The sequence below is a fragment of the Streptomyces sp. NPDC001985 genome (genome assembly GCF_040296845.1).
Classification (GTDB): Bacteria; Actinomycetota; Actinomycetes; order Streptomycetales; family Streptomycetaceae; genus Streptomyces.
In genome coordinates this window covers 54,423-77,240 of the sequence record NZ_JBEOYB010000016.1, presented here as the reverse complement: position 1 = coordinate 77,240, position 22,818 = coordinate 54,423, and the positions used below count along the sequence as shown (strand labels likewise).

General features: G+C 69.2%; 21 protein-coding genes, 1 tRNA gene and 1 pseudogene. 9 read left to right on the top strand and 14 right to left on the bottom strand.

The window, feature by feature from the left end:
• The first annotated feature begins 38 nt into the window (after positions 1-38).
• The gene (locus tag ABT122_RS09940; protein ID WP_351548087.1) at positions 39-2,408 is read left to right on the top strand and encodes a transglycosylase domain-containing protein; all 2,370 of its coding nucleotides are present in this window, start codon (positions 39-41) and stop codon (positions 2,406-2,408) included.
• 266 nt (positions 2,409-2,674) lie between these two features.
• On the opposite strand, the gene ABT122_RS09935 is transcribed toward ABT122_RS09940, so the two are convergent.
• Positions 2,675-3,142 carry a GatB/YqeY domain-containing protein gene (locus ABT122_RS09935; RefSeq protein ID WP_351548084.1) on the bottom strand — a complete coding sequence of 156 codons (468 nt, stop codon included), beginning with the start codon at positions 3,140-3,142 and terminating at the stop codon, positions 2,675-2,677.
• 164 nt (positions 3,143-3,306) lie between these two features.
• Between ABT122_RS09935 and ABT122_RS09930 the strand changes: the two genes are divergently transcribed.
• Both ABT122_RS09930 and ABT122_RS09925 read left to right on the top strand, forming a co-directional pair.
• The gene (locus ABT122_RS09930; RefSeq protein ID WP_351548081.1) at positions 3,307-4,233 is read left to right on the top strand and encodes a metallophosphoesterase; all 927 of its coding nucleotides are present in this window, start codon (positions 3,307-3,309) and stop codon (positions 4,231-4,233) included.
• A gap of 97 nt (positions 4,234-4,330) precedes the next feature.
• Positions 4,331-4,404: transfer RNA gene (locus tag ABT122_RS09925), tRNA-Pro, on the top strand.
• A gap of 77 nt (positions 4,405-4,481) precedes the next feature.
• Here ABT122_RS09925 and ABT122_RS09920 read toward each other — a convergent pair.
• From ABT122_RS09920 to ABT122_RS09880, 9 genes are all read right to left on the bottom strand, one after another.
• On the bottom strand, positions 4,482-5,669 hold the full coding sequence (locus tag ABT122_RS09920) for a site-specific integrase (protein WP_351548078.1): 1,188 nt from the start codon (positions 5,667-5,669) through the stop codon (positions 4,482-4,484).
• A complete protein-coding gene (locus tag ABT122_RS09915; protein ID WP_351548075.1) occupies positions 5,669-5,851 on the bottom strand; it encodes a helix-turn-helix domain-containing protein in 183 nt (60 codons plus the stop codon). The genes ABT122_RS09920 and ABT122_RS09915 overlap by 1 nt, the downstream gene beginning before the upstream one ends.
• The gene (locus ABT122_RS09910) at positions 5,844-7,112 is read right to left on the bottom strand and encodes a replication initiator (protein ID WP_502976125.1); all 1,269 of its coding nucleotides are present in this window, start codon (positions 7,110-7,112) and stop codon (positions 5,844-5,846) included. Before ABT122_RS09910 ends, ABT122_RS09915 begins: the two co-directional genes overlap by 8 nt.
• Before the next feature lie 160 nt (positions 7,113-7,272).
• Complete coding sequence (locus tag ABT122_RS09905) at positions 7,273-7,467, bottom strand: hypothetical protein (RefSeq protein ID WP_351548072.1); 195 nt, start codon at positions 7,465-7,467, stop codon at positions 7,273-7,275.
• A 12-nt stretch (positions 7,468-7,479) separates the two neighbouring features.
• Positions 7,480-7,668: a mobile element transfer protein gene (locus tag ABT122_RS09900; RefSeq protein ID WP_351548069.1), complete on the bottom strand. Its 189-nt coding sequence runs from the start codon at positions 7,666-7,668 to the stop codon at positions 7,480-7,482.
• 11 nt (positions 7,669-7,679) lie between these two features.
• Positions 7,680-8,246, bottom strand: coding sequence for a DUF2637 domain-containing protein (locus ABT122_RS09895; RefSeq protein ID WP_351548066.1), 567 nt, complete (start codon positions 8,244-8,246; stop codon positions 7,680-7,682).
• A 19-nt stretch (positions 8,247-8,265) separates the two neighbouring features.
• A complete protein-coding gene (locus tag ABT122_RS09890) occupies positions 8,266-9,585 on the bottom strand; it encodes an FtsK/SpoIIIE domain-containing protein (RefSeq protein ID WP_351548064.1) in 1,320 nt (439 codons plus the stop codon).
• Positions 9,585-9,941: an SCO3933 family regulatory protein gene (locus tag ABT122_RS09885; protein WP_351548061.1), complete on the bottom strand. Its 357-nt coding sequence runs from the start codon at positions 9,939-9,941 to the stop codon at positions 9,585-9,587. Before ABT122_RS09885 ends, ABT122_RS09890 begins: the two co-directional genes overlap by 1 nt.
• Positions 9,942-10,109: 168 nt before the next feature.
• A complete protein-coding gene (locus ABT122_RS09880; protein WP_351548058.1) occupies positions 10,110-10,898 on the bottom strand; it encodes a GntR family transcriptional regulator in 789 nt (262 codons plus the stop codon).
• Between the two features lie 108 nt (positions 10,899-11,006).
• On the opposite strand from ABT122_RS09880, the gene ABT122_RS09875 reads away from it, so the two are divergent.
• The 5 genes from ABT122_RS09875 to ABT122_RS09855 all read left to right on the top strand — a co-directional run bounded on the left by ABT122_RS09875 (position 11,007) and on the right by ABT122_RS09855 (position 15,276).
• The gene (locus ABT122_RS09875; protein WP_351548173.1) at positions 11,007-11,414 is read left to right on the top strand and encodes an NUDIX hydrolase; all 408 of its coding nucleotides are present in this window, start codon (positions 11,007-11,009) and stop codon (positions 11,412-11,414) included.
• Between the two features lie 46 nt (positions 11,415-11,460).
• Positions 11,461-11,886, top strand: a complete 426-nt coding sequence (locus ABT122_RS09870) for an ATP-binding protein (protein WP_351548055.1) — start codon at positions 11,461-11,463, stop codon at positions 11,884-11,886.
• Entirely contained in the window at positions 11,883-12,245 is a 363-nt protein-coding gene (locus ABT122_RS09865) for a hypothetical protein (RefSeq protein WP_351548052.1), read from the top strand. Before ABT122_RS09870 ends, ABT122_RS09865 begins: the two co-directional genes overlap by 4 nt.
• Positions 12,246-12,631: 386 nt before the next feature.
• Positions 12,632-13,768, top strand: coding sequence for a toll/interleukin-1 receptor domain-containing protein (locus ABT122_RS09860; RefSeq protein WP_351548050.1), 1,137 nt, complete (start codon positions 12,632-12,634; stop codon positions 13,766-13,768).
• A gap of 446 nt (positions 13,769-14,214) precedes the next feature.
• The gene (locus tag ABT122_RS09855; protein ID WP_351548047.1) at positions 14,215-15,276 is read left to right on the top strand and encodes a hypothetical protein; all 1,062 of its coding nucleotides are present in this window, start codon (positions 14,215-14,217) and stop codon (positions 15,274-15,276) included.
• 41 nt (positions 15,277-15,317) lie between these two features.
• Here the strand turns inward: ABT122_RS09855 and ABT122_RS09850 are convergent.
• A pseudogene (locus ABT122_RS09850) lies at positions 15,318-15,473 on the bottom strand (LacI family transcriptional regulator); the annotation flags it as partial.
• A gap of 312 nt (positions 15,474-15,785) precedes the next feature.
• Here ABT122_RS09850 and ABT122_RS09845 point away from each other — a divergent pair.
• Positions 15,786-16,271, top strand: coding sequence for an NUDIX hydrolase (locus tag ABT122_RS09845; RefSeq protein ID WP_351548044.1), 486 nt, complete (start codon positions 15,786-15,788; stop codon positions 16,269-16,271).
• Between the two features lie 157 nt (positions 16,272-16,428).
• Here ABT122_RS09845 and ABT122_RS09840 read toward each other — a convergent pair whose 3' ends face one another.
• From ABT122_RS09840 to ABT122_RS09830, 3 genes are read right to left on the bottom strand one after another with little or no spacing between them, the layout of a single operon-like run.
• Positions 16,429-20,022 carry a DEAD/DEAH box helicase family protein gene (locus ABT122_RS09840; RefSeq protein WP_351548041.1) on the bottom strand — a complete coding sequence of 1,198 codons (3,594 nt, stop codon included), beginning with the start codon at positions 20,020-20,022 and terminating at the stop codon, positions 16,429-16,431.
• 37 nt (positions 20,023-20,059) lie between these two features.
• On the bottom strand, positions 20,060-21,262 hold the full coding sequence (locus ABT122_RS09835; protein WP_351548039.1) for a restriction endonuclease subunit S: 1,203 nt from the start codon (positions 21,260-21,262) through the stop codon (positions 20,060-20,062).
• Entirely contained in the window at positions 21,259-22,773 is a 1,515-nt protein-coding gene (locus tag ABT122_RS09830) for a type I restriction-modification system subunit M (protein WP_351548036.1), read from the bottom strand. Before ABT122_RS09830 ends, ABT122_RS09835 begins: the two co-directional genes overlap by 4 nt.
• Positions 22,774-22,818: the final 45 nt, after the last annotated feature.

The window sequence follows — 22,818 nt, the reverse complement described above, 5'->3', positions numbered from 1 at the left end:
ATACGTGTGTCCGGCGAATGAGAACGTAGGCTGCCTCCATGCCAAAGAAGCGCTCGGGCGGCGGTCTGACCGGGACCCAACAAGCCGCCAAGTTCCTCGGTGTCAGCGTGCTCGCCGGAGCGGTGCTCGCGGGCATCGCCCTGCCCGCCGCCGGGGTGCTGGGGCTCGCGGCCAAGGGGACGGTCAAGGGATTCGACGAGATCCCCGCCAACCTCAAGCGTCCGCCGCTCAGCCAGCGCACCACCATCCTGGACTCCGAGGGCGGACAGATCGCCACGGTCTACTCCCGGGACCGCACGGTGGTGCCGCTGGAGGACATCTCGCCGTACATGCAGAAGGCGATCATCGCGATCGAGGACTCGCGCTTCTACGAGCACGGTGCGATCGACCTCAAGGGCGTGCTCCGCGCGCTCAACAAGAACGCGACGAGCGGCGGTGTGGCCGAGGGCGCCTCGACCCTGACCCAGCAGTATGTGAAGAACGTCTTCGTGGAGGAGGCCGGCGACGACCCCGACAAGGTCGCCCAGGCCACCCAGCAGACCCTCGGCCGCAAGATCCAGGAGCTGAAGTACGCGATCCAGGTCGAGGAGGAGCTGGGCAAGAAGAAGATCCTGGAGAACTACCTCAACATCACCTTCTTCGGGCAGCAGGCGTACGGCGTCGAGGCGGCCTCCCAGCGCTACTTCTCCAAGGCCGCCAAGGACCTGAAGCTGGAGGAGGCCGCGATGCTCGCCGGTCTCGTCCAGTCGCCCAGCCGCTACGACCCGGTCAACGACACGGAGGAGGCGGCCAAGCGCCGCAACATCGTCCTCCAGCGGATGGCCACCGTCGGTGACATCTCCCAGGCGGAGGCGGACCGCGCCAAGGCGACCGGGATCAAGCTCAAGGTCAGCAAGCCCAAGAACGGCTGCATCACCGCGGTCAACGGCGCCGGCTTCTTCTGCGACTACGTCCGCGAGGTCTTCCTCTCCGACCGGGTCTTCGGCAAGACCAAGGAGGACCGGGCGAAGGTCTGGAACCGCGGCGGTCTCACGATCAGGACGACGCTGGACCCGAAGGCCCAGGAGTCGGCGCAGCAGTCGATAAAGGATCACGTCAACCAGTCGGACCGGGTCGCCACCGCGGTGACCATGGTCCAGCCCGGGACGGGCAAGGTCGTCGCGATGGGCCAGTCCCGTCCGTACGGCTTCGGCAAGAACGAGACGACGATCAACTACTCGGTCGACAAGAAGGACGGCGGCTCCAACTACGGCTTCCCGGTCGGATCGACCTTCAAGCCGTTCGTGGCCGCGGCGGCCATAGAGCAGGGCCGGCCGCCGACCCAGTCGTACTCGTCCCCGTACACCATGCCGTACCCGTCCTCGATCACGACGTGCAGCGGCAGCCCGTGGGTCAACGACTCGGCCGCCAAGCTGGAGAACGAGAACACCGCGGAGGTCGGTCCGTACGCCTTGAAGGAGGCGATGGAGAAGTCGGTCAACACCTACTTCGTCCAGATGATCCAGGACATAGGGCTCTGCCCGGTCGTGGAGATGGCCGACAAGCTCGGCGTCGTGCAGGGCAACGGGACCAAGCTGCCGGTGGCGCCCGCGCCGCTGACGCTCGGCTCGACGGGTATCTCCCCGCTGGTCATGGCCAGCGCGTACGCGACCTTCGCCAACCGGGGCACCCACTGCACCCCGACCGTCATCGAGTCCATCCGCACGGCGGACGGCAAGAGCCTGGCGGTGCCGAAGAGCACCTGCTCGAAGGCGATGACGGAGCGGACCGCGGACACGATCAACACCCTGCTCGGTGGCGTGGTCGACTCCGGTACGGGCCAGAAGGCCGGCCTCCAGAGCCGTCCCAACGCCGGCAAGACCGGAACGACGGACGGCCGGAAGAACGCCTGGTTCGTCGGCTACACCCCGAACCTCTCCGGAGCGGTGTGGGTGGGCAGCCCGAGCCAGCAGGTGGACATGGTGAACATCACCATCGGCGGCCAGTGGCACGAGAAGGTCTTCGGCGGTGAGGTCCCCGGACCGATCTGGCGGGACGCGATGACGGGCGCGCTGGAGGGCGAGGAAGCGCCGGCCTTCAACAACATCACCATTCCGGACGCGCCGAAGCCCGATGAGCGGCCGGGCAGCGGTGACGGCGACAGCGACGGCGACTCCGATGGGGACGGCGACGGCGACGGGCAGCAGGACGGCAAGCCCGGCGACGGCGAGCCCGGCGACCCCGGTGAGCAGGTTCCGGGCATCCCCGGCATCTCCATGCAGCCCGGCGGGATCGGTGGCGGCGACAGCCAGGGCCGGACCGGCGGCGGCGACGTCGCGGGCCGGACCGGTGGCGGCGACGGTGATGGCGAGGGCGAGGGCGGCTGGAACGGCGACGGGAACAGTGACGGGAACGGCGACTGGAGCTGATCCCGGCGCGGCCCCGGCGCCCGGGGCGCAGCGAGCGGCGGAAGGGCCCGGATCTCCAGGAGATCCGGGCCCTTCCGGCGTATCCCCGGCCGCCGGGCCCTTCCGGCGCCGCCGCCTCCGCCTCCGGCCCGGGCTCCTCAGGTGTGGTCCGCTGGGAGCGGGCTTCTGGGGGCGCTGCCGGGCGGGGCCGGCTGGGGGCAGGTGTTCGCGAGGGGGGCAGCTCCCGGAGAGCCGGGCGGGGTCAGGTCCCCGCCGGCCGGACGAGGTCAGCTCGCGGCGAGGAGGCCCTTCACCGCGGCGGCGACCCGGCCTCCCTCGGCGCGCCCGGCCACCTTCGGGTTCACGATCTTCATCACGGCGCCCATGGCCCTGGGCCCCTCGGCGCCGCCGGCCTTCGCCTCCGCGACGGCCGCCGCCACGATCCGCTGGAGCTCGTCGTCCGTCAGCTGCTGCGGAAGGTACTCGTCGAGGATGACGCCCTCGGCCTTCTCCCGCTCCGCCTGCTCGGGCCGGCCACCCTTCGCGAACGCGTCGGCGGCCTCGCGGCGCTTCTTCGCCTCCTTGGCGATCACCTTCTGCACCTCGTCGTCGGAGAGCTCGCGGGAGGTCTTGCCGGAGACCTCCTCGGTGGAGACGGCGGCGAGGGTGAGCCTGAGGGTGGAGGAGCGCAGTTCGTCGCGCGCCCTGATCGCTGCGGTGAGGTCTTCCCGGAGCCTGGACTTGAGCGTGGTCATACGAAGAAGTGTGTCAGGTGGGGACTGGGGGCGCCGCGCCATTTCCCCCGGGGGCTCCGGGAGGCGTCCGGGGAGTTCCCGGTGAGCCCGCGCGCCGTCCATCCGAAGATCGTTAAAGCCGCCCACCCCGCCGGTCCGGTAACCGGGTCTGCGACGATGGACGTATGCGCGCACGCTATGGAGTACCCCTGGCCATCACGGCAGTCGGCGCAGCCGGCATCGCCTACGCAGCAGGTATCGAGGCCCGCTCCTTCCGTCTGAGGCGGCTGACGGTCCCGGTGCTTCCGCAGGGCATGCGCCCGCTGCGGGTCCTCCAGGTCTCCGACATCCATATGGTCAGCGGCCAGCGCAAGAAGCGGGCATGGCTCCAGTCGCTCGCGGGCCTGCGCCCCGACTTCGTGGTCAACACCGGCGACAACCTCTCCGACCCGGAGGGCGTCCCGGAGGTCCTGGACGCGCTGGGCCCCCTGATGGAGTTCCCGGGGGTGTACGTCTTCGGCTCCAACGACTACTACGGCCCCACGCTCCGCAACCCGGTCCGCTATCTCTTCGAGAAGTCCCAGGGCCGCCACGGGCTCAACGGCAACGCCCCGGCGACAGGGGTGATCCACAACCCCTGGGAGGAGCTGCGGGACGCCTTCGACGAGGCGGGCTGGGTGAACCTGACCAACACCCGCGGCCGGCTGAAGCTGGACTCCGGCGAGGTGGCCTTCACCGGCCTGGACGACCCCCACATCCGGCGCGACCGGTACGAGGAGGTCACCGGCGGCCCCGAGAAGGACGCGGACCTGTCCCTGGCGGTCGTCCACGCCCCGTATCTCCGCGCCCTGGACGCCTTCACCGAGGACGGCTACCCCCTGATCCTCGCGGGCCACACCCACGGCGGCCAGCTGTGCATCCCCTTCTACGGCGCCCTGGTGACCAACTGCGACCTGGACACGGACCGGGTGAAGGGCCTCTCGACCCACGAGGCCGCCGGCAACGTCTCCCACCTCCACGTCTCCGCGGGCTGCGGCACCAGCCGCTACACCCCGGTCCGCTTCGCCTGCCCCCCGGAGGCCACCCTCCTGACCCTGGTCCCCCGCGCCTGACCCGCCCCCAGGCCGGGGACGGCGCCCGGGAAACCGGATTTCGCCTGGGAGCGCCCGTGGGCTAAAGTAATCGATGTCGCCGCCACGGTGGTGACATCGGGGTGTAGCGCAGCTTGGCAGCGCGCTTCGTTCGGGACGAAGAGGTCGTGGGTTCAAATCCCGCCACCCCGACAGCTAAGTAGCAGATCAGAGGCAGTGACTCACGTGAGTCACTGCCTCTGATTCGTTGTGCGTGACTAACTGCGTGACTACCGCTTCGGGGGCGGTGGTGTGCCGAAGATCCCGTCCATGGCGACGGCCCCGCTCTGGATCACCGGGCGGATCTGCTTCCGGTAGACCTGCTCCGTGACGGCCGTGCTGGAGTGGCCGACGAGCCGGGAGATCTCTTCGAGCGGGATGCCCCGGTCGGACAAGATCGACACGAAGGATGTACGGGTCTCCCGCGTCGTCCACTCGTACGGCGTGATCTCGATTCCAGGCATCCGGGCAACCCGCACGAGGATCTTCCGAAGCTCGCGCCGAACGTTCGCCGCGTCCAGCTCCGTACCCACCGCCGAGGTGAAGACGAGACCGGTCTCCTGCCACTGATCACCGGCCGCGACCCGCTGCCAGCCCTGCCGCTCCCGCTGGACCTTCAGTGCATCGATCGCCCTGCCGGGCAGAGCCAGGGTCCGACGGGATTTCCGGGTCTTGGTGTCCCCCGTGCTCCGGACCGAGCGCCACACGGCGATGTGCGGCGGAATCTCGGGAACGGCCTCCGGATGGCCCTCAAGATCGACGTGGTCCCAGCGGAGAGGGCGCATCTCCTCCGTGCGTCCACCGGTGAGCAGCGACACCACGAAGTACGCATAGAGCGGGGAGTCCTCGGCTGCGACGAGCACGGCCTCAGCTTGCTTGAGGGTGAGGGATTTCGATGGCCGGCCAATGCGGCCGATGGGCACAGAGCACAGCTCTACGACGTTCCGCTTCACCTTGTCCCGGGCCATGGCGCGCCTGACCGCCCGGTTCAAGCACGAGCGGATCGCCTCCAGGGAGCGAGTGCTGAGCACCTTGGCCTTGTTCGCAAGCCATCTGTCCACGTCGTCGGCGCTGAGGTCGCGGAGCTTGCGGGCACCCAGGGCCGGGATGACGTGGGTGTTGCACAGGATGGTGTTCGTCTTGACCGTGGCGGGGTCCCGGCCGGCGAGTCCGTACGTAAGCCAATCGGTCACGGCGTCCTTGACCGTGTAGCCGGTCGGCGCGATGGCGAGGCCGTCTTCGTAGTCTCGAAGGATCTCCTTCAGCTTGTTCTTGGCCGCCGTCTTGGTGACTCCACTCGCCCGCTTCACGATCCGCTTGCCGCTCGGGTCGAACCCGAGGCTGGCCGTGGCGATCCAGCGTTGGCGCTTGTCGTCCCAGTGCAGACCGCCGTCGCCCCGGCTCCGTCGGGTGGCCATCAGGCGGCCTCCCTCAGCTCGCCAGCGATGAAGTCGCGGACGGACTGCACAGGAATGCGACGGGCGCGGCCGACACGGATGGAGACGAGTCGGTGGGTACGGATCAGGTCGTAGACGGTGGTCCGGCTGAGCCGGAGCCGGGACACGACCTCAGCCACCGTCAGCAGCTCGTCGTCACGCATGAGTGGGTTCCCCTTTCGTGCCAGGGACGGGGGCGATGGAGGCGGCGAGCCATTTCTCTGTGGCGGTGAGGCCGATACCGGCGAAGACCCAGTGGGCGAGGACGTGTGTGGTCCCGGTCGGGTGCTCCGAGGCGGTTTGTGCGAGGCGCCAGTCGGCGCGGGCGGTGCGAAGGGCTCCGAGGGTGGTGGAGTAGGTGCGGGATTTGGTGGAGAAGTGGCCGCGGAAGCCGAGCATGTGGGCCCAGGCGCGGAGGCGGAGGTGGTCCAGGTCCTTGCGGGCGCCGAGGGTCCAGGCCGTGCGGATGAGGCGGCGGGCGTGGTCGGAGATATCGAGCTGGGCGAGTTCGGCGGCGAACTTCAGGGGGCGGTCGAGGGCGCCCGTCGCGGTTTCGGCGCCCTTGGTGGCGTACTTGGCGATGTACGCGGCCACGGCCCGGTCCGTCAGTGCCTGATCACCCGGGAAGTCAGCGCCCCGGATCGTCCGGACATCGAGTTGCCGCCCGAAGGCGAAACAGTGGGCCCGGCCATCCATCGACGGGCCGTTGACCCGGGCCTTGGCGGCAGCCGCACGGATCGCGTCGGTGAGGAGTTCGGCGGTAGCCCAGGCCGGGGGTGGGGTGTGGTCGCCGGGGCCGTCGAGGCGGATCACGGAGTGGAAGTGGACCGCTCCGCGCCGCTGGTATTCGGCGACCTTGGCGAAGGCCACCCGGGCGTACTGCCGGAGGGCACGTTGCGAGAGCCCGGCACGCTTGGCGACCTCCCGGCGCAAGTAGATGGTGAACCGCCGCCACAGAAGGCCGGTGTGGGCGTTCCAGAGGACGGCCGCTTCGTAGTCGTACCGGCCGGGGTCCAGCGGGGTGCCGAGGACGGCGTCCTCCTGGTCGTGGTGGGCTCCGCAGCGGCAGCGTTTGTCCGTACGGTTGTGGACCGGGCCGAAGCCGGGGGCGGTGAAGGTGGCGAAGACCCGGGGGTGGGTGGTGACGGTGTCCGGGGTGCCCTTGCCGCCGCGCAGGCCGGTGGCGATGAGCTGGAAGGTGTCGCGGCGGTAGAGCTCCGCGCAGGCGGGGCAGCGGGTCGTACGCCGGTTGTTGCAGCGGACGAGCAGATGGCCGGCCGGGAGGGCGGACGCGTCGAGGTGGTGGAGGGCGGGGCCGATCTCGCCGGTGCTGGTGTCGACGGCGTACTCCGTGCGGTGGCCGTCGAGCCGGATGGGGTGGAGGCAGCCGCCGAGCCCGGAGAGCTGGCGGAGGATGCCCGGCAGGGTGCCGGTGTTGGCCAGATCGAGGAGTTCGGGGAGCGGGGGCGGTGTGGTGCGGGTGAAGATGGCGTTCTCCTTCTGACTGTCTGGTCGGGAGGGAGGGCCCGGGGCGGTGGATTCTTGGCGGGATCAAGCCGCCCCGGGGCTCAAGATGTCTACTCGTCTAGTCATGTGTGCGGTTGATGACGGACACGCCGGTGCCTGTGCCGGATTTGATGGCAGGGGCGAGGACGGTGTCCGAGAGCCAGAAGCCGAAGAGGGCGATCAGGACGACGACCCAGGTGCGGACGCCGAGGAATTTGACCGCGCCCCAGGCGAAGAGGCCGAGGACGACGACGAGGGGGAGGTTGATGTTCACAGGCGGGCCCTCTCAGCGGATGGGGCAGCGGTGGGTCCGGGCCGCCAGTTCTGCGGCGGCGCGGCTGTCGTAGTCGGCGGAGAAGCCGCAGCGCGGGGCGGTGCAGGCGGCGGTGTGCTGTTCGCGTCCCCGGTGGTCGTACGAGGTGCCGATCTGGACGGGACCGTGCCGGGTGACGTCACGGAAGCGACGAGGGGGCATGGCGGATCTCCTCAGAGCTGGGTGGCGATCGCTTCGGCCATGGGCGCGGGAACGCCGAGCCGGGCGCGGAGTGTCGCGGTGTCGATGGGGCGGCCGGTGCGGGTGCGGTGGTCGGCAGCGATCTTGCGGGCGTGTTCGATCAGGCCGGGCGGGATCGGTACGGCAGGCGTTTCGGGTCGCTCCTCCAGGGCCACGGAGTCCTCTTCGTCCGGCTGCGGTGCGGAGTGGACGAGGAGGGTTCCGCCGAGGAAGGCGACGGCCGGCCAGCCCGCGACGAGGATGCGGAGCCAGGCGGGTACGTCGTCCAGGTCGAGGAGTCCGGCGGTGGCGATGTTCGCGCCGAGCGATGCGGTGAGCGCGATGGCGAACCAGCACCAGCCCGTGGCCTCGGACGGCCCGGTCCGCAGTCGGCGCCAGGCCGCGACGAGCAGCAGATCGACGCTGATCGGGTAGGCCCACGCTTTCCATCCGTCCTGTCCGGCCGCGAGGGCGACATCGTGGATGTGGGCGAAGGAGAGCGCGGCGGCGATGACGGCTTGGACGAGTACCGCGTCGACCCGGGCGAGATGAGCGCGCATGGTGCGGCTCCTTCCGTGATCAGACGGCGGGGCGGAACGGTTTCAGGGCGGGCAGGTCCGGCACCAGGTGCGCGTACTCCCGGCAGGTCCGGGCAGCGTCGCCCAGGGAGAGATACGGGGTACGGATGCGGGACCAGCCGCCGGAGGTGTCACCGGCCACGGCGAGGCCGGGCCGTTCGGGGGCGATGGCGCAGGCGGCCATGACCGCGTCGGGCGCGATGTCGCCGACCGCCATCTTGGCGGAGCCCTCGTCGTTCACCCGGTGGCAGATCCGGCCGGTGAGCTGGGCCCGGAGCATGGTCGCGCCCTTGCCGAGTTCGGCGCCGAAGCGCTGTCCGCAGACTTCCAGATGGATGCCGGCGGCGCGGCCGAGCTGGGCGAGCCGGATGAGCTGGGTGACCATCTCGTCCCGCCGTTCCTCGTCCTTCCGGGTGGCGACGAGGAAAAGCTCCGCCACCTCATCCACGAAGAGCACGATCGGTACGGGGCGTTCGGGTTCGGGCAGTCCCCAGATGTCGGAGGTGATCTCCTCGTCCGGGGTGTCCGGTGCAATGCCCTGGCGGGTCTTGATCAGGTCGTATCGGTCCTCCATTTCCTGGACGAGTACGGGCAGGAGCGCGGCGGCCTGGTCAGGGTCGGTCGCCAGCGCGGAGAGCCGGGGCGCGAAGGGCGCCAGTTCCACGCCGCGCTTGCAGTCGATCCCGACCAGGGCGACGGGCTGTCGGGCGAGTCCGCTGATGAGGTGGCGCAGGAACATGGACTTGCCGGAGAGGGTCGCGCCGAGGGTGAGTCCGTGCGGGACGGTGCGGTAGTCGCGTACGTACGGGGTGGCGTCCTCGCGCAGCGCCACCGGGACCTTGAGAAGCCCGGTCCCGGACTTGCGGGGCATCCGGACCCGGCGCAGTACGTCGTAGCCCACGAGCCGCAGTTCGACCACGCCCGGCTTGACGGTCGAGACGTAGACGGCGTGGACTCCCCAGGCGTGTCTCAGTCGTTCCGCCGAGGCGGTGACGTCGGCGGGTTCCTGGCCGGGGGCGAGGCGGAGCCGGAGCCGTAACCCGGTCGCGGTGGGCCGCAGGAACCCCCGGCGGGGCGGCACCGGCCGTATCTCCCGGCGGCTGGTGGCCCGGGTCACCAGGGCCCGCATCCGGGACGGCGGCACGGTCAGGCCGCACGCCTCCATGGCCGAGCCGTACGAGCCGAGCACCCGGCCGGCGGCGAGCAGCAGCCCGAACGCCGCCCAGTGGACGGCGGGATGCCGGGCCCGGGTGTAGGCGGCCCCACCCACCAGCGCGGCGAGGGGGCCACCCACTTCCAGAAGGATCATCGGGTCCGTCATCAGGACATGTCCCCGAGGGCGGAGGCGAACCCGGCCGGAGTGACGGCGGCGGCGCGGTAGGCGATGCCGTGCCGCTGCTGCCCGTTGAAGACGCTCTCCCAGGGCCGGGCCAGCAGCCCCGGCAGCGAGACGGGCGACCCGAGCGCCAGCCCCTCCGCCACACCGCTCTCCGGGACGGTCACCTTGAGCAGCGCCGATTCCCCCTCCTCGATGTAGACGACGCCGAGGGACATCAACGACTCACCAGTGACGGCGTCCTTGGCGATCTCCCCCGTCTGCCGGTCCTTGACCTTGGGCTCAGGCGCTTCGGTCAGCAGGATGGTGGCGGCGGAGGTCTCCACGCGGATGGTGCGCACAGCATCTTCCTATCTACTCGTCTAGACAAGATGAGGCCCACGGGAGCGATCTCCCGAGGTCGTGGCGATCACCCTGCCACATAACTCAGCCACTCGTCTATACGAGTATCCCTGTTGGGATGTACGAGTAGGGCGAGTTGGCCCCGCGCACCGGGACATCCCCCGCGATCAGGTCGCCGGAAGCTGGTAGTTGAGGACGTACGCGTCGGCCGCCATCACGGTGTCGCAGACCTCCACGGCCCGGCCATCGGTGTCGAACGCGGTACGGATCAGATGGATCACCGGCACGCCGGACGCCAGCCGGAGCGTCTTCACCTCGGTCGGCGAGGGCATCCGGGCGCGGATCTCCTCCTCGAAGTGGTCCAGGCGGTGGCCCAGTTCCTCCAGGCGGGCATAGATGCCGCCGGGGCCGGGGTTGGGTTCGGCGATCCGGGTGCCGCGTGCGATGTCGAGCGGGAGATAGGAGGTGGCGAACTCAACGGGCCGGCCGTCGAGCAGATACCGCCGCCGACGTGCGAGGACACGCCGCACCGAGCCGAGCCGGGTGGAGATGTCCTGACTGGCCTTCTCCTCTTTCACCTCCAGGCCGTCGACCTGGGGATGGCTGCCGGCCGCGTCGGCTTCCACGATGAAGGCGGATTTCCCCTGCTCCCGGTGACGCCGGGCGAACCGGTCCGAGGCGAGCCGTCGCACGGGCGGCCGGGGCCGTACGAACACGCCTTTGCCGTGTTCGGCGTGGACCAGGCCCTCACCCTGGAGGATGGAGAAGGAGTTCCGGACGGTCATCCGGGACACCCCGTAATGCTCGACCAGCTCCGCTTCTGAGGGAAGCTTCTCCCCTTCCTTGAACCGTCCGCGATCAATGGCCTCACGGAGCTGATCGGCGATCTGTCGGAAGACCGCACGATCGCTCGTGGGGTCGAGGTCTCCGAGGAGACCTGAGGAGAGAGACGGCACGCGTACTCCTTTAGGTGTCTAGACGAGTGGGTGACCTTTGTTGCTACGGTGGAGAGCCTAGCCAGCCGAAGGGTCCCGGGAACCGTGAGCACTGAACGCCCGCATTCCGTGAGCGTCGCCGGAGTGATCGTCGACGACCACGGCCGAGCGCTCTTGATCCAGCGCCGCGACAACGGGCACTGGGAACCTCCGGGTGGCGTTCTCGAACCCGAGGAAACCATCCCCGAGGCCCTTCAGCGCGAGGTTCTCGAAGAGACCGGCATCAAGATCGCGCCATCCGCGACCCTCACCGGCATCTACAAGAACATGAACGGCCTGATCGTCTCCATGGTCTTCCGCTGCGAGGCCGCCGACGGCACGCCCACCACCGGAAGTGAGACCTTCGCGCTGCGCTGGGCCACCCGCGAAGAAGTGATCGAACTCGCCGACGAGGCGTACGCGATCCGCGTCACTGACGCACTCGACGCGGCGAACCCGCCAGCCATCCGCGCCCACGATGGCGTGAAACTCGTCTAGCCCGAACCCGCTGCACATGGCGGCCTACCTGCATAAAGGAACTTGTATGCACGAGTATACGAGCACCGCGAAGGTTTGGGGACTCACTTGCCCAGGATTCCCGGAAGAGGTGAGCCGGGCCCGCCGCTGGGCGCAGGACATCCTGCGGAATTCCCCGTTCGCGGACGACGCGGCGGTGATCGTCGCCGAGCTGGGCACGAACGCGATCCTGCACACCGCCAGCGGCCGGGAATCCGGCAGCTTCCATCTGGCACTCGCGGTATCGCCCCAGGTGGTCGCTCTGTCCGTCACGGACGAGGGCGGCAGCGCCGGCACGCCCAGACTCGCACCCCTGAGCGACGACGCCGAGAACGGCCGAGGACTGGGGATGGTCAGCGAACTCGCCCACCGCATGGTCATCCAAGCCACCCAGGGCGGTCACACCGTCACCGCGGAACTCCTCACCGAGCCGAATCTCAGCGCCCGGCAGTGAACTCCCGCCCGCGACACGGCTACTGGTGCGAATGCCACGCCCAGTACCTCGCCGCCCCGGAGGAACCACCGGCACTCATGGGCGCCTTCGACGCCTACACCGCCGCCCAGGCCACCAACTGGATCACCGTCAGCCTCCATACCATCGCGCCGGCCCTGGACCCACACGCATCCCGGGCCGCTTCAGCGTGGCTCCAGGAGGGGCACATCGACACCCTCCAGGCCCTCTTGCGGGGCGAGCCCTGCACCATCGCCCTCACCCAGGCCACGACCCACATCACCTGGACCATCCGCCCGGTCCTCTACCTCCCCCTGGCCCACTCCCGGCAGGACAACTTCCATCCCCACACCCCGAACTGAGTTACAACTTTCTCTACTGGTTCAAGGCGCCTCGCTCCGCTCGCCGCGCACGGCCCGGCTCCCCGCCGGGCCCGCCGCTCCTGTCTCCGCCCCGCTCCGGTCCCGGCGCCGCCGGCCGCGCAGGGCGACAGCACGCGAGAACAGGGAGAAACCCTCTGTGGCCGGGGCGGTCGGCTCCACGGCTTTAGGCAGCCACCATGGGGCGAGCCTCCAAGATCGGGGCCCACATCGTGCCATTGCGGGCAGGTCCACAGACCGCCCGATTCGCTGGAAGCTTACGGGCCCCGATCTCTCGCCCCATGGCAGCTCCCGCCCAAAGCCGCTCCGCCGGCCTCTTTCGCCAAACCTCAAACGATCATTGATGCATCGCTGTAACCTTCCGCACCATGACTAACGAGCAACCCGTCGGGTTCTGGAGTTATACGCATCGCGACAATGATCTCGACAGAGGTCGCATCGTACGCCTGTCCGGTCAAATTGCCAGTTCGTTCGAGATCATCACTGGCGAGCCTCTCGAAATCTTCCTCGACAAGAATTCACTCGACTGGGGCGAAGCTTGGCGGATGCGACTGGACTCCGCATTGACCAGCACTACGTTCCTGATTCCGATCGTGACACCTAAGTTCCTCATGAGCCAGGAATGCAGGCGCGAGGTGATTACATTCGCTGGACACGCCGCCAGTCTCGGCCTAGATGAGCTTTTGCTTCCCATTCACTATGTGAATGTTCCTCAGCTCACACAGAGAGCAGAGGAGTGCCCCGCCGACGAGGTTGTAGAGCTCATCGCAAAGCGACAGTGGGTAGATTGGCGCGACCTGCGCCTAGAGGATGAAGATTCACCGGCGTATCGCAAAGCAGTCCATAAACTCGCTCAATGGCTTGCCAAAATCCTCGACGCGACGCCTCCTGCTACTCCTGTCGCGATCCCTCCAACAAACCAGGACAACGAAGAGCCGCCCGGATTTCTTGAGATCATGACTGAGATGGAGGCAGCTCTCCCAGCATGGTTCGAAACGGTCCAGCAGTTCGCGGAGACTATCTCTCGCATCGGGGAAGAATCGACTTGGGCCTCAGATGAGATTGCGACCTCCGATAAAAGAGGCGGGGGATTCACTGGCCGAATGCACGTGACCGAGGAGCTGGCGTCGCGACTCACTGAACCAGTGGAGAAAGTCGATACTCTTGGAGCCAAATATTGGGCTGAACTAGCCGCGATCGACCCCGGCGTGATTGGGATAATTCGACAGGCATCCGAAGGCAACCTATCCACCGAAGACAGGAAAGTAACTCGCGCATTCTTCAAGGAAGTCAAGGGCCTGGCGGACACAACGGCCGTGACAACGTCTCAACTCCAAATCTTTTCAGACAGCATGGCGGGCGCTGCACAAGGAAGCCGTCGACTCAGGCCGCAATTTAAGATCATTCAGGCAGCGGTACAGAAGGTCATCGACAGCCAGACGATCATCAGCGAGTGGAGTCGCATGATCAATGACGTCGATCTCGGCGACGATGACCAACAGTAGCCAGCCATGGGTAGGCGTATCGCCCGTGTAAATGAGTTGAAGCGCGCCACTCCCGTGCACCGAAACCGGCCGGCCGGTGAGTGTCTAACTGCGTGACAACGCCTACGCACACCGGCGAACAGGCATGGACGCCTGCGGACTATCAGCACGGGTGAGAGCCACACCAGCCCAAGGCAGCGCCCACACCCGGGTTGCTTCGGGACGAAGAGGTCGTGGGTTCAAATCCCGCCACCCCGACAGCTGAAACACCAGGTCAGGGGCCTGATCCGCGAGAGCGGGTCGGGCCTCTGATTCGTTTCCCGGGTCTCTTGGGAGCCGTTTGGGAGCCGACCTCCCGAGGCGGCTCCCAGGAAGGCAGGCCCGAGACGGACACCCCGCCAAGAAACCCGCGCCCGCTGTCAGTGGTGTCGTCTAGCGTTGAACCACACTGTCCCTAGGAGATCAGGTTGGCCGGGTTCATCGACAAACGGGCGATCGAGAAGATGCAGAAGGAGATCGCCAAAGAGTTCAAACGGGCGAACCGCAAGCATCCTGTACGCATACCTGTCGAGATCGAGCCACCGGCCGTGGGGGCGCTCACCCTCTCCAGCGCAAGCGGCATCGAAAGCGATCCACACCTTTCCCGCCTGGTGCTCTGGCTACAGGAGTCCGCCCAACAACATCCTGGCCATTATCTGGATGTGTCCGCCTTCGTCGAGCGGGAAGGACTCCCGGTCGAAGAGAGCGACAACATGGCGCTGCAGTTGGAGAACCTTGGGCTCGTAACGATCGCACGGAGCCTCGCCGGTGGGCTCTCCGAAGTCCATCCGACTGAGGACGGCCTCCTGGAGGCACGCCGTCTGACTGCCTTGCGCGCCGATATGGTCGAGCGCTTCGGACATGCCTGTGACGTGCTGTTGCGATGGGTTCTGCGAGTAGGCGGAAGGCAGACCGCCGTGCCAGTTCCGGGGTTCCTGGAGGACCCACTGTGCAGCTTCGCCGGAGACCCCCTGTCGGAGGATGAGGTCCTCGGCGCGCTCGACTACCTGGCCGAACACGACCTCGCGATACGCACAGTCGCGGACGCCGGGGTCATGGCCGCGATCACTTCTCAGGGCACCCGCTGCGTACTCTCCGGAGGCACCGTGAACGACCATCTCAACCGGCAGTCGACCAGCGGCAACACGTACAACATCAGCAATGCCCATGGCTTTGTCGCTGGTGCCCAGCAGCACGTCGTCCAGAACAACAGCTTCGGGTTGGACGCGTCCAAGCTCGCAGAGTTCGCGCAGCAGGTCCGACAGTTCACACCAAGCCTTGGCCTCTCCGAGGAGGAACAGGGGCAGCTGATCTTGGATGCGGAGGTGCTGGAGGAAGCAACTTCCACCGAGGCGCCCGAACCGGGTCGCGTACGCGCAGCGTTCGACAGGCTGAACACGACCCTCACCGCAATAGGGACGGTATCCCCCGGCCTGACCATGCTCGTTGGCGCAGGGCAGAGCGCATTCCAAGCAGTGTTCGGCGCCTGACCCTCCGGGAGCCGGTGGCGAGACCAGCTCCCGGAGTTCGTTCAGCCGCGAACAGCTAGCCGGGCGCGCAGGAGGTCGTTGAGCACGCGCACCGGCGACGTCGGGCACATCGCGAGCCGGGCGTCGAGCGCGGCTTCCCACCGCTCGGTCAGGCTCAGCACGAGGCGCCGGCGCATGCCCGGGGTGACGTGGGGGAAGTAGCCCACCTTCGTGGAGACCGTGAGCCTCGGCAGGAGATCACCGGCTGTCCGCGCCAGGACGGTGTGCGAGTGGAAGCCGCAGCGGCTGACCTCTTTGCGTGACTATCCGCGCGGCCAGGGCTCCGGACCGGCCTTGAAGGTGCCGTCCCAGACCGGCCCCCGGTCAGTGACGGCCCACCCGGAATGCCCGGCCAGGTGTCCGGTCCCGTCGATCGGGGCCCCTTCGGCCGGGAGCGGCGACTCGAAGCCGTGTCCCGGGCCGCGCGGGGCGTCGGGGCGGGTTTCGGGGTGGGATGGGATCGTGCGGTCATGGGCGAACTGGTTGAGCATGTCGATGAGCACGACCGCGTGCTGGGGGTCATCGAGCGGGACGAGGCGGTGCGGGAGAACCGGCTGCATCGCATCGCGGCGACGATCTGTCGTGATCGCGAGGGCCGCGTCCTGGTGCTGCGGCGGAGCGGGGCGCTGGCGCGGTTTCCGGGGTACTACGACGCGATGGTCGGTGGGGCCGTGGACGTGGGCGAGTCGTATGAGGAGGCGGCGGTACGGGAGTTGGGGGAGGAGCTGGGTGTCCGGGCGCCGGTGCGGTTTCTGTTCAAGCTGCTTTTCCGGGAGGGGATCAGCCCCATATGGCTCGGGGTGCATGAGGCCGCCGTGACGGAGGCCGTGGTTCCGGACTCGGGTGAGATCGACTGGTACGACTGGCTGACGCTGGACGAACTGCGCGCGGTCCTCGATGCGTGGTGCTTCGTTCCGGGAGGGCGGGAGGCTCTGCGCCGGTATGTGAGGTCCTGACCGCGGAGCGGGGCGGGGCACTACGGCACAGGGAGTCATGGCGCGGGTGGGCCACGCGCTGGATCTCGCGGAGGGGGCGATGTGGTGGGTGATGCGGGGGAGCACTTCCGGAGCGGGCCGCGCGCCGTCCACACCCCCGGATGAGGCCGGGGCCCGCTCAGGGCGCCGGGACCGCGTGGGCGGTCACGGTGCGGAAGACCGCTTCGAGGGCGTCGAGTTCGGGGTCGTCGAAGTGGGTGTCGATCCGGCCCTTGGTGTTGAAGAGCTGGTTCCGGAAGAGGTCGCGCAGCTCGATGGAGCCGTTGGCCTCCAGGTAGCGGACCATCAGGGCGACGAGGTCGCGCTGGCGGGCGCTGAGGTCGCGGCCTTCGTGGAAGGCGGCGAGGGCGGACCGGGCGGCCTGGCGGTCCAGGCCGCCGATGCGGCGGAGGCAGAGGCCGAGGCCGCCGGGGGCGCTCCGGGTCCGGGCGAGGTCGTCGGGGGAGGCGACGGCCTCGGCGAGGAGGAGCGCCTCCAGACCGGTGAGGTCCTGGGCGGTGATCTGGACGTTGTGGTGGAGCCGGTGGAGCACCGGGTGGTCCCGGTGGCGCTGGAGGAAGGTGCGGGCGCGGCGGTGGAAGCGTTCCTCGTCGGTGCCGATGGGAAGGCCGCTGACCTCGACCTCGGTGAGATGGCCGTGGTTCTCGGCTATGTCGGTGTAGACAATGCGGCGCGCGGCGGGGCCGTCGACCAGCCGGATCAGGCCGCGCAGCCGGCGGCGCACCAGTTCGAGGGCCGGGGCGGTGACACCGTGCCACCAGGTGTCGTCGGTGAGCGACTCCAGCAGGCCGGCGCGGTCCCGGACCGCCGGGATGCTTCCGGCCTTGCCGAGGAGGTCGCGGGCGATGTCCTGGACGCGGTCGCGCAGCCGGGTGTACTCGGCGCCGCCTTCGAGGGCGGCGAGCTGGAGGGTGTGGAGGGTGAGGTCGAAGCGCTTGGCCTCCTCGCCCCGGTCCTCGCCGGCCGGCCAGTGGTCGGAGGGCAGGCCGAGGAGGGTCTCGCCGAGGACGGCCGCCGACGCGTCGTCGACACGGTGCCAGGCGGTGAAGTCGCCGCCCCAGGTCTCGACCTCGCGGCGGTGGGGGCGTACGAGGAAGTTGTCGGCGTTCATGCCGCGCACGGTGGCGTGCAGCCGGTGGGCGAGGGACCAGCGCAGGGCGGCCTCGCTGTCGATGGCGTCCGGACCCGCGTCGTCGGCCGGGTCGGGGGCCCGGCGGCGGTCGAGGGCGCGGATCAGCTCCAGCTCGCGCGCGAGGATGCGTTCGGTGAGCGCGGGTGACCTGCGGGCGGTGGCGCGGTCCAGTTCCTGGTTGAAGAAATCGGCGTTCCCGCAGAGGTCGAGGACATGGAAGCCGTCCTTGTGGCGGCCGGGGCCGTGGACGTCCTCGCAGAGGCGGGTGCCCCGGCCGAGCATCTGCCAGAACTTGGTACGGGAGTAGACCGGCTTGAACAGGACGAGGTTGAGCACCTCGGGCACATCGATGCCGGTGTCGAGCATGTCGACGGAGATGGCGATGTCGGGGGCCTTCGCCGGGTCCGAGAAGTCGTCGATGAGCTGCTGGGCGTACTTCTCGCGGTACGTGATGACACGGGCGTCCCGGCCCGCGCCCCGCGGGTAGTGGAGGTTGAGGCGCTCCTCGATGAAGTGGGCGTGGTCGTTGTTCTTGGCGAAGACGATCGTCTTGCCGATGCGGTCGCCGCCCTCGACCCGCAGACCGTGGGTCATCAGGACCTCAAGGGCCTTGTCGACGGTGGGTGCGTTGAAGAGGAAGCGGTTGACCTGGTCGGCGGTGACCTCGTCGGGAATCCGGCCGTCCTCGGTCCACTCCAGGCTGTCCCAGGCCTCCTTCTGCTCCTCGGTGAGGTCGGCGTACCGGAAGCCGCGCTTCAGCGAGTCGAAGGGGACGTCCACGACGGTGGGGCGCACCAGGAAGCCGTCGTTGGCGGCGTCCTCCAGGCCGTAGGAGTCGGTGGGGACGCCGTCCTCCAGCTGGAAGAGCTGGTAGGTGTTGCGGTCGACATCGTCCTTGGGGGTGGCGGTGAGGCCGAGGAGGAGCGCGTCGAAGTACGTGAAGAGGCGGCCGTAGGTGTCGTACACGGAGCGGTGGGCCTCGTCGATGACGACGAGGTCGAAGAAGCCGGGGCCGAAGCGGCGCCGGCCGTCCTCGGTCACCTCGTCGACCAGGTTCATCATCGTCGGGTAGGTGGAGACGAAGACCCGGCCGTCGGTCCGCTTCTCGGTGAGCAGATTGACCGTCGGGGTGTGCTCCAGATGCTCGTTGAAGGCGCGGACGGCCTGGTTGACGAGGGCCTGGCGGTCGGCGAGGAAGAGGATGCGGCGGGCCCAGCCGGCCTTCTGGAGCAGATCGGCCAGGGCGACGGTGGTACGGGTCTTGCCGGTGCCGGTGGCCATCACCAGCAGGGCCCTGCGCCGGTTCTCCTGCTCGAAGGTCTCGCCGACGCGCTGGATGGCGTGCAGTTGGTAGGGGCGGCCCGCGATCTCCCGGTCGGCGTTGGCCGCCTTGAGCGCGCGGCGCCCGGCCCGCTGGCGGATCAGCCAGTGCAGCTCGTCCTTGGTGCGGAAGCCCTGGACCCGGCGGGGCGGGTAGCCGTTGCCGTCGTCCCAGAGCCAGGTCTCGTAGCCGTTGGTGCAGTGGATGACCGGGCGCTGGTGGTACACCGCCTCCAGGGCGTCCGCGTACAGCTCGGCCTGGCGCCGGCCGCTTCTGGCGTCGGTACGGGTGCGTTTGGCCTCGACGATGCCGAGGGGCTTCCCGTCGTCGCCCCAGAGGACGTAGTCGACACGGCCCCTGCCGGAGGGGCTGATCCCGCCGGGCTCGCCGGTGACGGGGAACTCTCGGTCCCGGTCGTCGCCGAGGTCCCAGCCCGCTTCCTTGAGGAGGAGGTCGACGAAGAGGTCGCGGGTGGCGGACTCGTCGTAGTCGTGGGTGTCGGGGCGGGTCTCGTTGGCGGTGCGGAGCGCGGCGGTACGGGTGCGCAGCTCGGCCAGCTCCGCTTCGAGCCGCTTGCTCCGCGCGCGGGCCTCGGCCAGTTCCCGGGCCTCCCGTTCCCGGCGGGCGCGGTCCCGCTCCCCTTCCCGCTCCAGCTCGGCCCGGCGGCTGGCCGGTGCGCCGGCCGGGTGGGGGCGGGGGATGAGCCCGCTGTCGAACCGGCCGCCCGGCGCGGGGGCCCGGTCCGGGTCGGCGGTGTAGGCGCGGGCGAACCAGTACAGGATGTGGAACAGCTCGCCGGCGGTCCGCACCGCGTCCCGGGCGGGGACGGGTGCCGCCCGGTGCACGGCGTTGTTGCCCTGGCGGCGGACGAGGTCCATCTTCGCGGTGACCGCGGGGCCGGCGAGGGCGCGCAGCCCCGGGTCGTGGAGGAGCGCGCCGAGGTCGCTCCGGTGCGGGGGTGTGAGGGCCGCGTCGTGCTCGTACATCCAGTGGACGGCCAGTTCGAGGGCGCGGCGGGCGTAGAAGCAGGAGGCGCGCGGGTCGGCGTGGGCGAGGCGCTCGGCGCGCAGGGCCTCGCCGTGGAGGGCGGGCCAGGGGGCGAGGAGGAAGGCGAAGTTGCTCGCGGGGGGCTGTGGGCGGGGCGGGCGGGGTGCGGCGGGCGCGGGCGCGCCCGGGGCGGCGCCGGGGCCGCCGGGGAGACCGGTGGGGCCGCCGGGGAGACCGGCGGGCAAGCCCGGAGCGCCTGCTGCTGCTGACATTTCCGCTGACATGTCGGTGGTTCCCCCCGTGGTCGTGCTAGGCAGTCGGCTCCAGGAGGGCGCCGGCGAAGGCACGGTGCTGGAGCGAGATGAAGAGGTCATCGAGCGCGGTGAGCTGCTCCTCGTGGATCTTCCGTTCGGCCTCGATCCCGGCGACCCTGCGGGCGAACTCCCGCTGGAGCCCCGGTGGCGGCAGCAGCACCTTGAGCCGGGCGAGCCCGTCCCCGTCGAGCCGGGTGGTGCCGTGCGCGGCCTGGGAGACCTGGCTCAGGGCGTGGGCCTTCTGCGCGCGCAGGCAGTGGGCGAGGAACTGCGGGTCGAGACCGGCTCCGGCGCCCTTGGGGATGAGTGCCTTGAGGTCCTGGTTGACCGTGGCGGGGACCCTGAGCACACAGACGGGGAAGGAGTGCGCCAGGATCATGCCGCGCACCACGATCGCGACGGTGTCCGCCGGCAGCAGCCGCAGCGCGGTCAGCTCGGGGACCTCGGGGCTGATGGTGTCGCGGGAGGTGAAGAGATCGGGCCTCTTCATGTCCTTGGCGCTGAACCACGGGAGGTCCCCCTCCCAGTGGGAGGGGACGGACTTGGAGGGCGTACCCCCGCTGTGGCTGTGGCAGACCTCCGTCAGCGCGTGCTGCGGGAACCCCTTCGGGTTTCCCACCGGGTCGCCGAAGAGGTCGAGGAAGACGGAGCCGGGCAGCTCGCCGAGGAGCGCGATGGCCTCCCGGCGCGCGGCCCGCAGCGCCTCCGCCTCGTCCAGCAGGGCGGCGATGTACCGCTGCTCGGCGAGGGGCGGCAGCGGCACCTCGAAGGCGGCGAGCTTCTTCTTGTTGAGGTTCTTGCCCATGGCGGCGTCGTCCGCCTCCCGCAGCAGGTCGGCGCAGCGCAGGGCCCAGTAGAGGAAGTCGCCGTGGACCCGGGAGGCGTCCTTGACCGGGAGTGCGGCGATGGCCTCGTTGGTGTACATCGGGACGCGGGCGAACCCCACCTTGCCGACGCTGAGCTTGAAGCTCAGCAGCAGGGTGCCGGGGGCGACCAGCCGGCCCGCCGGGCCCTCGGCTGCCAGGGCGGTGACCCCCTCCTTGGTGCGGGAGAGGTCGCGGCCGTCGTTCATGTCGGCAATGGAGAGCCAGGGCAGATCGCCGCCCCAGTAGCGCCGCTCGGCCCGGGGGGGCGTACGCCCGATGGAGATGTCGCAGAGCTCGCCGAGGGGCACACCGGGCCAGCCGCCCGCGCTCACGACAGCATCTCCTTGAGCCTCGCGGTGCCCGCCTCGATCTCCTTGTTGAGCCGCTCCAGGCCGGTCAGCAGCTCCAGCGGGGGCCTGGTCACGACCTCCGCGTGGACCACTTCGCGGTAGCGGTTGAGGGAGAGGTCGTACCCCTGGGCGACGATGTCGGCGCGGGGGACGCAGAAGCTCTGCTCGGTGCGGGCGCGGGCCCGCTCGTCGCCCTCGCGGCGGCGCCAGCGGGCGAGGACGTCCGGGAGGTTGTTCCGGCGGTGCCCGTCGGCGCCGAGATCCGTGGCGCGGACGCCGAGCCGGTCGTCGGCGAGGAGCGGGGTCCGCTTGTCGTCGAGGCTGTAGCCGTCGGCCTGGACGTCGTAGAACCAGACGTCGTCGGTGCCGCCGGAGTCGGTCTTGGTGAAGAGGAGGATCGCGGTGGAGACGCCCGCGTACGGCTTGAAGACGCCGGAGGGGAGTTTGACGACCGCGTCGAGCTTCTGCTCCTCGACCAGGGTGCGGCGCAGCTCCCGGTGGGCGTTGGTGGAGCCGAAGAGGACTCCGTCGGGGACGATCACCGCGGCCCGGCCGCCCGGCTTGAGCAGCTTGAGGAAGAGCGCGAGGAAGAGCAGCTCGGTCTTCTTGGTCTTGACGGCCTTGCGCAGGTCGGATGCGGTGGTCTCGTAGTCCAGGCTGCCCGCGAAGGGCGGGTTGGCGAGGATCAGGGAGTACCGGTCGGTCTCCTCGCCCGCGCTCTGGGAGAGGGAGTCGCGGTAGCGGATGTCCGGGCTCTCGACATCGTGCATCAGCATGTTCATGGAGCCGATGCGCAGCATGGTCGAGTCGAAGTCGAAGCCGTGGAACATGTCGTGGTTGAAGTGGTGCAGCAGCCGCGCGTCGAGCAGGGCGTCCTCGTGCTGGTGCTTGACGTACTCAGCGGCGCCGACGAGATAGCCGGCCGTGCCGCAGGCCGGGTCGCAGATGGTGTCCCGGAGGTTGGGCTCGGTCATCTCGACCATCAGCTGGATGATGTGCCGGGGGGTGCGGAACTGGCCGTTCTGCCCCGCTGTGGCGATCTTGCCGAGCATGTACTCGTAGAGATCGCCGTTGGTGTCCTTGTCGTGCATGGGGATGTCCCCCAGCAGCAGGACCACCCGGGCGAGCAGATTGGGCGTGGGGATGGTGAAGCGGGCGTCCTTCATGTGGTGCGAGTAGGTGGAGCCCTCGCCGCCCAGGGTGCGCAGGTAGGGGAAGACGCCATCGGCGACCGTGGCGAACATCTCCGCCGGGTCGATGTCCTTGAAGTTCTTCCAGCGGTACGCCTGCTGCCCGGTGTCGAAGAACGGGCTGCTGTCGGGCTCGATGCCGCGCCGGGCGAGGCTGTCCTTCGTGGTCTGGAGCTCGTCGAGGCGGCGGATGAACAGCAGGTAGGTGATCTGCTCCATGACCTCGACGGGGTTGGAGATACCACCCGACCAGAACGCGTCCCAGACGCGGTCCACCTTGCTCTTCAGCTCACCGGTAATCACAGCAGGAATCGTACTGCCCGGCACTGACAGGACCCGGCGCCGCGG